Source organism: Staphylococcus carnosus (assembly GCF_900458435.1).
GTDB lineage: Bacteria > Bacillota > Bacilli > Staphylococcales > Staphylococcaceae > Staphylococcus > Staphylococcus carnosus.
Genome location: NZ_UHCT01000001.1, coordinates 1,820,363 through 1,833,325, shown reverse-complemented (window position 1 = coordinate 1,833,325; position 12,963 = coordinate 1,820,363). Strand labels below are relative to the sequence as shown.

Genomic DNA, 12,963 nt, shown 5'->3' with positions numbered 1-12,963 from the left:
AATGGCCTTAATTTAACGGCTGAGGTTAGCGAAACAGCTAAAATTTAATAATGCAACCTCGATCTTGCCTAATCAGGAGGGTAAATCCATGAATAGAAAATTAGAGAGAGTGATAGGTTGGATTGGTGTAGGATTAACACTACTTTACACATTGTTATTCCTAATCGGTTTAACATTAGGTAAAGGTACTTTATCTAAAATATTATTAAAACAAGGCGATACAAGTATGTCTAGTTCATACTTACAAGAATCAATGATTTTTGAAGCAGTAGCATTGATTGTTGTAGCACTTATTGCGGCAGTAGGTATTGTACTAAGTAAAAAGAACCGCATTATAGGTGGTATTTTACTTGTTATTGCAGCAATCGTCGGCATATTCTTATCAAACTTTATTGCTACAATTCTATTCTTCATTGCAGGTATTATGTTATTTGTTAGAAGAAGCCAGAAAAAGCATATTGAAAACCAAGAATATGATAGAGAACATGGTTATTTCGATGCGACGACAAGTAAGTATGATGATTTAGATGAAGCACAGAAAAAAGGTAAAGTAGATCCTAACTTAGAAGACCCTGAACATTTTTCTGAAGCAGAACATGCAGAACACAATCGTAAAGAAAGAGAAAGACGTGAAAGTGGTATTTTAGGCGGCAAAAAACATGATGAAAGTCATCAAAAAGATGACAATCAAGAGCCTAAAGAAAAACGTATTTATACAGAGGCTCATGGATATGATAAAAATGGAACTGAATTCTCTGAAGAAAGAGAAGAAACTTTCTATGAAGATAAAAAAGATGACATCAGCAACAATGATTTAACTAGTCAACGCAGACGTAATGATGATGAAAAACCAAGCCGTCATGATTTAGACGATGACAATAAAAATTAGACAAAAAAATAATCCTCGACTCTTAAATGAATCGAGGATTATTTTTTGAGATTAAAGCTCTTGGAACGTTTGAATAATCAAGTGAATATTCAAAGCGCTAAGTATGACGATTAAAGTCCAAGATACGATGTTAATCCATAATTTATTTTTAAAACGTCCCATTAAATCTGAGTTGTTTGTAGCGAGTTGTAATGGGATTAATGAGAATGGCAAAGCAATACTTAAAAATACTTGAGAAAATACAAGTAATTGTTCCATCATTGCTTCGTTGCCATGGAAAATAATTAAACAAACAATGACAGGGATTACAGCAATTGCACGTGTGATTAAACGATTCAACCAGTTAGGAATTTTTAAATTGATAAATCCTTCCATTACTATTTGACCGGCTAACGTACCTGTAATTGTAGAGTTTTGTCCTGAAGCTAATAATGCAACAGCAAACAATGTACTCATCAGGCCGCCTAATGATGCCCCTAAAAGAGGTTGTGTTTTCAATGCATGGTATAAATCATAAAATCCGCCTAAGCTTTCAGAATTGCCGCCAAAGAACAATGCAGCACCAAGTACAAGCAGTAGACAGTTTATAACAAATGCGATACTCAATTGAATATTTGAGTCAATTGTTGCGTATTTGATTGCTTGTGCTTTTGAGTCTTCATCTTTTCTGTCATAAGTACGTGATTGTACGATGGATGAATGTAAATATAAGTTATGCGGCATGATTGTAGCGCCCACAATACCTAATGCGATATATAAAGCGCCGTGTTCTGTAATGATTTTACTGCTTGGTATAAACCCATTCAAAATACGTGTCACATCAGGAGAGGCGATATAAACTTCAAAAATGAAGATTGCCAACACTGTAAAAATGAGTGCACCGACAATGGCTTCGATTTTTCTAAAGCCGAATTTCATAATGAATAAAAGTATAAATACATCTAAGACAGTAATAATTGCGCCTACAATTAATGGAATTCCGAATAATAGGTCAAGTGCAATTGCACTCCCGATGACTTCAGCGATATCGGTTGCGATAATTGCGAGTTCAGCTATAATCCAGAATACATAACCTAATGGTTTGTTTAAGTAATGTTTCGTGACTTGGGCTAAGTCATAACCGGAAGCAATACCTAATCTTACCGTCATACTTTGTAAGAGCATTGCAGACAAACTGGAAACAAGGATAATGAATAGCAAGATATATCCGTATTTCGCGCCGCCTTGCATGGATGTAATCCAGTTTCCCGGATCCATATAGCCAACAGCGACAAGCAACCCTGGTCCTAAGAAAGACAAGAATTTTTGTTTAATGCTGCTGTTGGAATTAAAGCTGACAGAATTGTTTACTTCATCTAAACTGTCAGTATCATATTTGACCTGTCTTTTGCTCAAGAAGGTCACCTCCGCTTCTAATACTTCTAATATTGTTCCATAATAAAGTAAAAATAAAGTTAGGTCAACCTAAAAATTTAATGTGAATGCTTTTTTAGCGGAGAACGACACAATTTCAAACAATAAAAAAGCACCTCATCTGTTGTTCATACAGAAAAGGCACTAAAATAATCCTGAGTGTAGTTATAAGCATTTAAATATGCTATTATGAGTAAAACTTAAGTAAATGATCAAAAGTATCTTCTAGATAACTTTTAAAAGCTTTATCAGTTTTAAGTTCAGGTGCTTTAGGAGATAATGTACGTGCAATGAAAAATTCGCCTTTTTTCAACTGATGTGCCCGATGCAAAGCTTCTTTTAATTCATCGGTCGAAAGATCTTTGATAAGCGGTTTTTCCATCTTAACGTGATCTGTACAAATCCGATAATCATCCGGCAAGTTTTCAATTTCGTCAAAGTGTTTTTCAAAAACCTCAATATAATGGTTTTTGTTTTTAGCTTCATGCATAACACCGAACATCACAAAGACCTGGTCTTCATATAAGCCGATTTGAAAATGAGGCAGCATTTTATAACCGCGTTTATTGGTAGAAAAAGCGACCCAAGTATCTTTAGGCGGATTGACTGTACGACGTGCATGTTTCGCAATATGTGCATAGAATTCGTCAGGTGTGTGTGTATTTAAGAAATCTGTAAAGTATGTGCCAAGTGCCGCAAGTTTAGGTTGAATTTCAGATTCAATGGCTGACATGCGTCCTTCTAAGCCTGGCACTTCAAAGACTTTAAAGTTTTTTTGAGTAAAAGTATATTTAGACATGGTTTACCTCCTGTGTAGGTGTATTGAAAACATTGTAGCATAGTTTTAATATCCAATCAGAGCAGATGCAATTGCAGACAGTATAGTTTTATGTGTTTGATAGAGAAAATGTTATGTTAGTAACAATAAAGTTCATAATATCAATAAAGGGGTGTTCGCAAGTGGCAGTATATGATTATGCAAAAGGACTCGTGATTGAAGCGGGTAATAATATTCGAAAAATGATGCAAGAAGACATTGATATTGAAACTAAATCCAATCCTAATGACTTAGTGACAAACGTCGACAAAGCGACAGAGGATTTTATCTATAATAATATCATCGACAATTATCCAGATGCACAGGTGATAGGGGAAGAAGGACACGGCATGCCGATGTCTGAATTAAAACCTGAAGGTATTGTATGGGTGATTGATCCGATTGATGGCACATTAAATTTTGTGCATCAGCAAGAAAATTTTGCAATCTCGATTGGTATATATAATGACGGCAAACCTTATGCAGGATTTGTATATGATGTAATGAATGACAAATTATATCATGCCAAAGTTGGTGAGGGTGCTTTTGTCAATGAACATCCATTGAAACCGATTGCAGGCAGTGAATTGAAGAAAAGTTTAATTGGAATTAATCCAAACTGGTTAACAAAGCCGCAAATAGGTGTTATATTCAAAAAGGTAGTAGATGATGCGAGAAGCGCACGGGCATACGGTTCAGCAGCTTTAGAAATCGTAAATGTTGCGCGAGGCAAACTCGCTGCATATATGACTCCAAGACTGCAACCTTGGGATTTTGCAGGCGGTTTGATTATTTTAAATGAAGTCGGCGGTGTAGGTTCAGATTTATTAGGCAGACCTTTAGAACTGACACAACCGCATTCAGTACTTGTCGGCAATGCAGCAGTGCATGAAGAAATTTTGAATAAGCATATGCTTTCTGAAAGAGAGACACTTGAAGCACTGCACGCAAGATACAAACAATAAAAGGGTCGGGACCATGTATGCATTAAGCAAATGAGCAATAATCTGCTCATCTGCTGCATGGCATGAACCCAACCTTTTTCTTTTGACTGAAATTTATGAGTAATCTCCATTATGCAGGGTACTGCAATAAATGGATACCTTTGTTACAAATGTGTCGAATCGCTTAAAGCCAGCCATTTTCTCGGTATTTCTTTTTCGTAGCAAATCCTGCGCCGAAGATACCAATCATGATTACAAATGTAATGATTGAGAATGGTAAACTCTTAGCTCCAATACTGAAACTGAACAGTAAAAGGAACAGAACTGCTAGAACAGTGTATACCCAAAAAATCGCATGTGATTTTTTTTTCTGCATTCAAACCCCACCTTATTATTCTTTGCTCAATAATATGATATAATAAAAAAGTTGCAAATTGAAGTGGGAATTTACTCAAGAAAGGAAATTTAGTATGACAAATTTAAGAAATGACGTTCGTAATATTGCTATTATCGCTCACGTTGACCATGGTAAAACAACTTTAGTAGATGAATTATTAAAACAATCTGGTATTTTCCGTGAGAATGAACACGTTGACGAACGTGCAATGGATTCAAATGATTTAGAAAGAGAACGCGGTATTACAATTTTAGCTAAAAATACTGCGGTTGATTATAAAGGCACTAGAATTAATATCTTAGATACACCAGGACATGCTGACTTCGGCGGCGAAGTTGAACGTATTATGAAAATGGTAGATGGTGTTGTATTAGTTGTTGATGCCTACGAAGGTACAATGCCTCAAACACGTTTCGTGTTGAAAAAAGCGTTAGAACAAAATTTAAAACCAGTTGTGGTTGTAAATAAAATCGATAAACCTTCAGCGCGTCCTGAAGCGGTTGTAGATGAAGTATTAGACTTATTTATCGAATTAGAAGCTAATGATGAACAATTAGAATTCCCTGTTGTTTATGCTTCAGCAGTAAATGGTACAGCAAGCTTGGACCCTGAAACTCAAGATGATAACATGCAATCATTATATGAAACAATTCTTGAAGAAATTCCAGCACCAAAAGATAACAGAGACGAACCATTACAATTCCAAGTTGCTTTATTAGACTACAATGACTACTTAGGACGTATCGGTATCGGCCGTGTGTTCAGAGGAACAATTAAAGTCGGCGACCAAGTATCATTATTGAAATTAGACGGCAGTGTCAAAAACTTCCGTGTCACTAAATTATTCGGTTTCTTCGGATTAAAACGTGAAGAAATTCAAGAAGCGCATGCTGGTGACTTAATTGCAGTATCTGGTATGGAAGACATCAACGTAGGTGAAACTGTAACACCGCATGACCACCAAGAAGCATTGCCAGTATTACGTATTGATGAACCGACATTGGAAATGACATTCCGTGTTAATAACTCACCATTTGCTGGTCGTGAAGGTCAATATGTTACTGCACGTCAAATTCAAGACCGTTTAGATCAACAACTTGAAACAGACGTATCATTGAAAGTAACTCCGACAGATTCACCAGATGCTTGGACAGTAGCTGGTCGTGGTGAATTGCACTTATCTATCTTAATCGAGAACATGCGTCGTGAAGGATACGAATTGCAAGTTTCTAAACCACAAGTTATCTTAAAAGAAATTGACGGTAAATTATGTGAACCATTCGAACGTGTACAATGTGAAGTACCGCAAGAAAATGCTGGTGCTGTCATTGAATCATTAGGTCAACGTAAAGGTGAAATGTTAGACATGGTTACAACTGATAATGGTTTAACTCGTTTAATCTTTATGGTACCTGCACGTGGATTAATTGGTTACACTACTGAATTTATGTCTATGACAAGCGGTTATGGTATTATCAACCATACTTTCGAAGAATTCCGTCCACGTGTTAAAGGACGTATCGGCGGCCGCCGTAATGGTGTGTTAGTATCTATGGACCAAGGTAAAGCAAGTGCTTATGCGATTATTGGTCTTGAAGACCGCGGCACAAACTTCATGGAACCTGGTACTGAAGTGTACGAAGGTATGATTGTTGGTGAAAACAACCGTGATAATGACTTAACAGTTAATATTACAAAAACTAAAAACCAAACCAATGTACGTTCAGCAACTAAAGACCAAACTGAAACAATGAAACGTCCACGTATTTTAACACTTGAAGAAGCGTTAGAATTTATCGATGATGATGAATTGTTAGAAGTAACACCTGAAAACATTCGTCTAAGAAAGAAAGTCTTAAATAAAGCACAACGTGAAAAAGAAGCAAAACGTGTAAAACAAATGATGCAAGAAGACGAATAATGAATTGAAAGAAGCTGTACAGCAGACCTTTTTGATAGGGTTAGCTGTACAGCTTTTTTATTTAGAATGATATTAGGTTCACTCAACTCAAAAAAGAAATACCAGAAACTCAAAGTCTCCGGCATTTCTTTTATTCTTCAATATGAAATTCGTCTTTTTCTTTATATAGATTGTGACGTTGTTTCGGCACATCTAAACGACTTTTACATTCACCGCACATAAAAGTGCGGATCGGATTGTTGTTCAGTTGTTTTGCTTCTAAAGTGTTTTCATCTATGAGTACTTCGGTATCGCAAATGATACACTGTACTTTTTTCAAATTATACCACCTCGATATATATCACATGTTTAAATTCATGTGAGTAACCTTCATCAGGTATGTAAATGAAACTATCTACGCCGCTATCTTCGTATAATCTTTTACCATGATCAGCAAATTTAAAGAATAGGTATGGTAATAAGCTGATTGGAATTTCGATAGAGTCTTCGTCGTTTGATAGGCGGATTGCTGTAGCATTTTCACTCGGTTCGGCATTTTTGAAGAAAGGTGTCATGTTAATGACGAAAGTATCTTCAATCATTGCACGTTTTTTATATTTTGTTTCTGAGTTTAAAGTAGGAGGATTCGTTTGCCCTTCTAAAATTGCACGATTCCATGCACGGTTATTTTGAAACTCAATTGGTTTCGTACCCTCAAATACACCATTTTCTAAGTCTTCAATTTTGACTTTACGATCATCAAAAATCCAAGTTGTACTATCTAATGTAATTGGAAATTTGACGTTACCCTTGATTTGTATCATTTTTATGCGCTCCCCTTTATCATATCTGAGTATATGATAACACAGATTGGATTCTGTGGACTGAAATTTACTTGCAATTTAGTATCGAGTAGGCTAAAATTTTTAATATGACGACAAATGATAGGGGGAGTATGTCATGGCTAAAACGAACAGTATAAATAACGCGGCATATGACCAATTAAATAAAGATGCAGACCGCATCCTACAATTGATTAAAGTACAAATGGATAATCTTACATTGCCGCAATGTCCATTATACGAAGAAGTTTTAGATACACAAATGTTTGGTTTACAAAAGGAAGTAGACTTTGCAGCTAATTTAGGCCTTATTGATATTGAAATGGGTAAAGAAATTATGTTGCGTCTTGAAAAAGAATTGTCTAAACTTCACGAAGCATTTACAAACGTTTGATAATTTAACATAACAGCACCAGTTTAAGACATATCATCGGCTGTACATCCATCATTTTTGTGATTGGATACAGCCGATTTTTCTTTTTGAACCAGATAGAAATCACTTGCATAATTTTGTCTATCTATGGTTTTATAAAGAGAGATTGTAAATTTATTTTACATAAATTTGAAGTTTGTCCATCAAGAATTTAGAGAAAATGATTGGATTTCTTCAAATATTAGAATTGGATGATTAATTAAAATGAATAATTTAAAAGCAATACTTCGACATGTGGCAAAATACTCGAAATTTATCGATTATCCACTTGTTGTTACTTACATAACACTATGTTTAATCGGCTTGGTTATGGTATATAGCGCAAGTATGGTAGCTGCAACAAAAGGTACCTTAACAGGCGGCGTACCAGTTTCAGGTACGTACTTTTATACGCGCCAGTTAATGTATGTCATTATGAGTTTTGTCATCGTATTTTTTATGGCATTTTTCATGAATGTAAAATTCCTGCAGCAAAAAAGAGTGCAGCAAGGTATGATGATCATTATATTCTTACTTTTGCTTGCGACATTAGTTATCGGTAAAAATATAAATGGTTCAAAAAGTTGGATTAACTTAGGCTTTATGAACTTACAAGCATCGGAACTATTAAAAATTGCCATTATTTTATATTTACCTTACATGATCAATAAAAAACGACCGCAAGTATTCACAAATTCTAAATTGATTAGAGGACCGATTGTGTTTATTCTACTTTGTGTCGGATTGGTATTCCTGCAAAAAGACGTTGGTCAAACGATGTTGATTTTAATCATATTCTTTTCTATTTTATTTTATGCAGGTATTTGGGTAAAACAATTGCTGAAATATGGCATAGGTATTTTTATACTAGGAGCAGTTGTATTTGGCGCCGCAGCATTGTTTGGTTGGTTGCCTTCTTATCTTGTTGCACGTTTCAGCATTGTGACTAATCCATTTAAATATGAATCAGGTACAGGTTACCATGTAGCAAACTCTCTTATGGCCATTGGTAATGGCGGATTATTTGGTAAGGGACTTGGAAACAGTGTTTTAAAACTTGGTTACTTGCCTGAACCGCACACCGACTTTATCTTTGCGGTGATTTGCGAGGAATTAGGATTAATTGGCGGTATGCTTGTACTCGGACTATTATTCTTTATTGTATACCGTGCTTTCCAATTAGCTTCACAAACGACTTCTTATTTTTATAAGCTTGTTTGTGTCGGGATTGCTAGTTACATCGGAAGTCAGACTTTCGTTAACTTAGGCGGTATCTCAGCGCTGATTCCATTAACAGGTGTACCATTACCATTTATTAGTTTTGGTGGTTCTTCTATGATTGCATTAAGTATAGCGCTCGGACTCTTGTTAATCACAGCTAAACAGATTAAGTTAGATAAAAAAAGAGCGAAACAGCAGCATGTGGATATTCCAAGAAAATATTAAGTTCAAACAGAGATTAAAGACGTATTCCATAACGTGTTTAATCTCTGTTTTTTGTTTTAAATGTAAACTTAAAAATAAATAAAATTAACAATATACAAACGTTTTCTTTGATATTCAACGAATTGTTAAGGTTTTTAAATTAAGTAATCATGATTGGAGTGGTGAAAAGGTATAACTAAAAATTATGAATAATGATAACTGAATATGATATAATGAATTTATGCTGTTTATTATACTAGTAGGTAAAAGGAATATAAAACAAGTGTCATATAAACAGAGAAATTATAATACAGGAAAAAGAAGTTCCTACTATCTTTATTAAAAAAAGCAATCAATAAATACGACAGTAATGTTCGTGTTTTGATTAGAATTATTGCACAACAAAGGTTTTGAAAATTCAAATAATTCAGATGGGGGTAAGTGTAATTGAAGAAGATTAATAAGTTAATGGTAGCCAATCGAGGAGAAATTGCAATTCGTATTTTTCGTGCAGCAACAGAGTTGAATATTAAAACTGTAGCGATTTATTCAAATGAAGATAAAGGTTCATTACATAGAAACAAAGCAGATGAATCCTATTTAGTAGGTGAAGATTTAGGTCCAGCAGATAGTTATTTGAATATTGAACGTATTATTCAAGTGGCGAAAAATGCTGGTGTAGATGCTATTCATCCTGGTTATGGTTTCTTGAGTGAAAATGAAACATTTGCACGCCGATGTGCTGAAGAAGGTATTATTTTCATCGGACCAGAGCTCAAACATTTAGATATGTTCGGTGATAAAGTTAAAGCACGTGCAACAGCGATCAAAGCAGATTTACCAGTTATTCCAGGTACAGACGGACCGATTGAAGATTATCATAAGGCTGCAGAGTTTGCTGAAGAAGCGGGTTATCCGCTGATGATTAAAGCAACAAGTGGCGGTGGCGGTAAAGGTATGCGTATCGTCAACAGCGAAGGGGAACTTGAAGAAGCGTTTTCTCGCGCGAAATCTGAAGCTGAAAAATCTTTTGGAAATAGTGAAGTTTATATTGAAAAATATATTAATGAGCCTAAACATATTGAAGTACAAATTATGGGGGATTCAGAAGGTAATATTGTACATTTATATGAACGTGATTGTTCTGTTCAACGTCGCCATCAAAAGGTTGTAGAAGTGGCACCTTCAGTTGGGTTGGATGAAAGTTTACGTGAACGTATTTGTGATGCAGCGTTGCAATTGATGAATAACGTTGGTTACGTGAATGCCGGAACTGTAGAATTTTTAGTTTCTGGCGATGATTTTTATTTCATCGAAGTCAATCCGCGTGTTCAAGTGGAACATACGATTACAGAAATGCTTACAGGTGTTGATATTGTCAAAACTCAAATTTTAGTCGCTGATGGCGAATCTTTATTTGGTGAAGAAATTGGCATGCCGCATCAAGAAGATATTCAAACTTTAGGTTATGCAATTCAATGCCGTATTACAACTGAAGATCCTGAAAATGATTTTATGCCTGATACGGGTCATATCATTGCTTATCGTTCTAGTGGCGGTTTCGGGGTACGTTTGGATGCGGGTGATGGTTTCCAAGGTGCAGAAATTTCACCATATTACGATTCATTGTTAGTAAAATTATCAACACATGCGATGACTTTCAAACAAACAATTGAAAAAATGGATCGTTCTCTACGCGAGATGCGTATCCGCGGTGTTAAAACGAATATTCCGTTCTTAATTAATGTGATCCGCAATAAGCATTTCCAAAATGGTGATTATACAACTAAATTTATCGAAGAAACACCAGAATTATTTGATATTCAAGCAACACAAGACCGTGGTACTAAAACACTTGAATATATCGGTAATGTTACTATTAATGGTTTTCCTAGTGTCGAAAAACGTTCTAAACCAGATTTTGAACGTCCGCATATTGCACAAGTTCCACAATCAAAAATTGATCAATTACATGGCACAAAGCAGTTGTTAGATGAACAAGGCCCGAAAGCTGTAGCGGATTGGTTGTTAAAACAAGATGATGTGCTGATTACAGATACAACATTCAGAGATGCGCATCAATCTTTACTTGCGACACGTGTACGTACAAATGATATTTTAGCAATTGCTTCTGAAACAGCTGATATTTTGAAAGATGCATTCTCACTTGAAATGTGGGGGGGTGCAACATTTGATGTAGCGTATAATTTCTTAAAAGAAAATCCTTGGGAAAGATTGGAAAAGTTACGCACAGCGATTCCGAATGTTTTATTCCAAATGTTATTGCGTGCATCTAATGCGGTCGGTTATAAAAATTATCCGGATAATGTTATTAAGAAATTCGTTAAGGAAAGTGCAGAAGCAGGTATTGATGTCTTCCGTATTTTCGATTCATTGAACTGGTTAGATCAAATGAAAGTAGCGAATGAAGCGGTACAAGAAGCCGGTAAAATTTCTGAAGGTGCAATTTGTTATACAGGTGATATTTTAGACACTTCACGTTCTAATGTTTTCACTTTAGAATACTATGTTAATTTAGCAAAAGAATTAGAAAAAGAAGGGTTCCATATTTTAGCAATTAAAGATATGGCCGGATTATTAAAACCAAAAGCAGCCTTTGAATTAGTTGGTGAATTGAAAGCAGCAACTAACTTGCCGATTCATTTGCATACACATGATACAAGCGGTAATGGTATTTTAGTTTATAAACAAGCAGCAGACGCCGGAGTAGATGTGATTGATACAGCAGTTTCATCTATGAGCGGATTAACAAGTCAGCCAAGTGCCAACTCACTCTATTATGCACTCAATGGTTTTGGCAGAGATGCACGTGCAGATATCAATGGTTTAGAAAGATTAGGACAATATTGGGATACAGTACGTCATTATTACAGTGACTTTGAAAGTGATTTCAAATCGCCGAATACTGAAATTTATCAATATGAAATGCCTGGCGGACAATATTCTAACTTGAATCAACAAGCGAAAAGTTTAGGTTTAGGCAATAGATTCCATGAAGTCAAAGATATGTACCGCCGTGTCAATTTCTTGTTCGGTGATATCGTTAAAGTTACACCTTCTTCAAAAGTTGTGGGTGATATGGCTTTATATATGGTTCAAAATGATTTGAATGAAGAAGATGTAATCAGAGATGGTTATAAATTAGACTTCCCTGAATCTGTAGTATCATTCTTTAAAGGTGAAATTGGACAACCGACAAGCGGATTCAATAAAGAATTGCAAAAAGTTGTGTTAAAAGGTCAAAAACCATTAACTGAACGTCCAGGGGAATATCTACAAGCAATTGATTTTGAGGCGTTGCGTGAAGAATTACAAGCAAAACAAGATAAGCCTGTAACTGATCAAGATTTAATCAGTTATGCGATTTATCCAAAAGTTTATGAGCAGTACATTAATACAAAAGAACAATTCGGTAATGTTTCTTTGCTTGATACACCAACATTTTTCTTTGGTATGAATGTAGGAGAAACAGTTGAAGTTGAGATTGATAAAGGTAAAACTTTAATTATTACTTTAGAGGCGATTACTGAACCGGATGATAAAGGTATCAGAACGATTTTCTTCATCATGAACGGTCAGACACGTCAAATTAAGATTCAAGATGAAAATGTGAAAACGGATGCGACTATTAAACCAAAAGCGGATAAATCAAATCCAAACCACATCGGAGCACAAATGCCTGGTACAGTTTCTGAAGTGAAAGTAGCAGTAGGGGATCATGTAGATGCTGGACAAGCATTATTGATTACTGAAGCAATGAAGATGGAAACAACAGTACAAGCACCATTTGCAGGAACAGTTAAAAAAGTAACAGTGACTGATGGTGAAGGTATTCAAACAGGTGATTTATTAGTAGAATTAGAAAAAGATGAATAAATAGAAAAGTATAATAATAGGCTCCCT

11 protein-coding genes are annotated in these 12,963 nt (G+C 35.3%); 6 read left to right on the top strand and 5 right to left on the bottom strand.

Annotated features, from left to right (window positions below):
• The first annotated feature begins 88 nt into the window (after positions 1-88).
• Positions 89-889, top strand: coding sequence for a DUF4064 domain-containing protein (locus DYE31_RS08800; RefSeq protein WP_015899982.1), 801 nt, complete (start codon positions 89-91; stop codon positions 887-889).
• A gap of 51 nt (positions 890-940) precedes the next feature.
• On the opposite strand, the gene DYE31_RS08795 is transcribed toward DYE31_RS08800, so the two are convergent.
• Both DYE31_RS08795 and DYE31_RS08790 read right to left on the bottom strand, forming a co-directional pair.
• Entirely contained in the window at positions 941-2,284 is a 1,344-nt protein-coding gene (locus tag DYE31_RS08795) for an Nramp family divalent metal transporter (protein WP_015899983.1), read from the bottom strand.
• A gap of 205 nt (positions 2,285-2,489) precedes the next feature.
• The gene (locus DYE31_RS08790) at positions 2,490-3,101 is read right to left on the bottom strand and encodes a YktB family protein (protein ID WP_015899984.1); all 612 of its coding nucleotides are present in this window, start codon (positions 3,099-3,101) and stop codon (positions 2,490-2,492) included.
• A 161-nt stretch (positions 3,102-3,262) separates the two neighbouring features.
• Between DYE31_RS08790 and DYE31_RS08785 the strand changes: the two genes are divergently transcribed.
• Positions 3,263-4,084: an inositol monophosphatase family protein gene (locus DYE31_RS08785; protein ID WP_053464830.1), complete on the top strand. Its 822-nt coding sequence runs from the start codon at positions 3,263-3,265 to the stop codon at positions 4,082-4,084.
• Positions 4,085-4,247: 163 nt separating this feature from the next.
• Here the strand turns inward: DYE31_RS08785 and DYE31_RS08780 are convergent, their stop codons facing one another.
• Positions 4,248-4,439: a DUF5325 family protein gene (locus tag DYE31_RS08780; RefSeq protein ID WP_015899986.1), complete on the bottom strand. Its 192-nt coding sequence runs from the start codon at positions 4,437-4,439 to the stop codon at positions 4,248-4,250.
• A 94-nt stretch (positions 4,440-4,533) separates the two neighbouring features.
• On the opposite strand from DYE31_RS08780, the gene typA reads away from it, so the two are divergent.
• Positions 4,534-6,381 carry a translational GTPase TypA gene (gene typA / locus DYE31_RS08775; RefSeq protein WP_015899987.1) on the top strand — a complete coding sequence of 616 codons (1,848 nt, stop codon included), beginning with the start codon at positions 4,534-4,536 and terminating at the stop codon, positions 6,379-6,381.
• A 130-nt stretch (positions 6,382-6,511) separates the two neighbouring features.
• Here typA and DYE31_RS08770 read toward each other — a convergent pair whose 3' ends face one another.
• Complete coding sequence (locus DYE31_RS08770) at positions 6,512-6,700, bottom strand: DUF2197 domain-containing protein (protein ID WP_015899988.1); 189 nt, start codon at positions 6,698-6,700, stop codon at positions 6,512-6,514.
• 1 nt (position 6,701) lies between these two features.
• Complete coding sequence (locus DYE31_RS08765; protein ID WP_015899989.1) at positions 6,702-7,184, bottom strand: hypothetical protein; 483 nt, start codon at positions 7,182-7,184, stop codon at positions 6,702-6,704.
• A gap of 136 nt (positions 7,185-7,320) precedes the next feature.
• Here DYE31_RS08765 and DYE31_RS08760 point away from each other — a divergent pair, with 136 nt between their 5' ends.
• From DYE31_RS08760 to DYE31_RS08750, 3 genes are all read left to right on the top strand, one after another.
• Positions 7,321-7,596: an Fpa/YlaN family protein gene (locus DYE31_RS08760; protein ID WP_015899990.1), complete on the top strand. Its 276-nt coding sequence runs from the start codon at positions 7,321-7,323 to the stop codon at positions 7,594-7,596.
• A 243-nt stretch (positions 7,597-7,839) separates the two neighbouring features.
• The gene (gene ftsW, locus DYE31_RS08755; protein ID WP_015899991.1) at positions 7,840-9,060 is read left to right on the top strand and encodes a cell division peptidoglycan polymerase FtsW; all 1,221 of its coding nucleotides are present in this window, start codon (positions 7,840-7,842) and stop codon (positions 9,058-9,060) included.
• A 426-nt stretch (positions 9,061-9,486) separates the two neighbouring features.
• Positions 9,487-12,936 (top strand): pyruvate carboxylase, encoded by a 3,450-nt coding sequence (locus DYE31_RS08750; protein ID WP_015899992.1) that lies wholly within the window; start codon positions 9,487-9,489, stop codon positions 12,934-12,936.
• Positions 12,937-12,963: the final 27 nt, after the last annotated feature.

Excerpts from the sequence above, each read along its gene's own strand:
- DYE31_RS08800 (WP_015899982.1), top strand. The coding sequence starts at position 89 with ATGAATAGAAAATTAGAGAGAGTGATAGGTTGGATTGGTGTAGGATTA.
- DYE31_RS08790 (WP_015899984.1), bottom strand. The coding sequence starts at position 3,101 with ATGTCTAAATATACTTTTACTCAAAAAAACTTTAAAGTCTTTGAAGTG.
- DYE31_RS08780 (WP_015899986.1), bottom strand. The coding sequence starts at position 4,439 with ATGCAGAAAAAAAAATCACATGCGATTTTTTGGGTATACACTGTTCTA.
- typA (WP_015899987.1), top strand. The coding sequence starts at position 4,534 with ATGACAAATTTAAGAAATGACGTTCGTAATATTGCTATTATCGCTCAC.
- DYE31_RS08765 (WP_015899989.1), bottom strand. The coding sequence starts at position 7,184 with ATGATACAAATCAAGGGTAACGTCAAATTTCCAATTACATTAGATAGT.
- DYE31_RS08760 (WP_015899990.1), top strand. The coding sequence starts at position 7,321 with ATGGCTAAAACGAACAGTATAAATAACGCGGCATATGACCAATTAAAT.
- ftsW (WP_015899991.1), top strand. The coding sequence starts at position 7,840 with ATGAATAATTTAAAAGCAATACTTCGACATGTGGCAAAATACTCGAAA.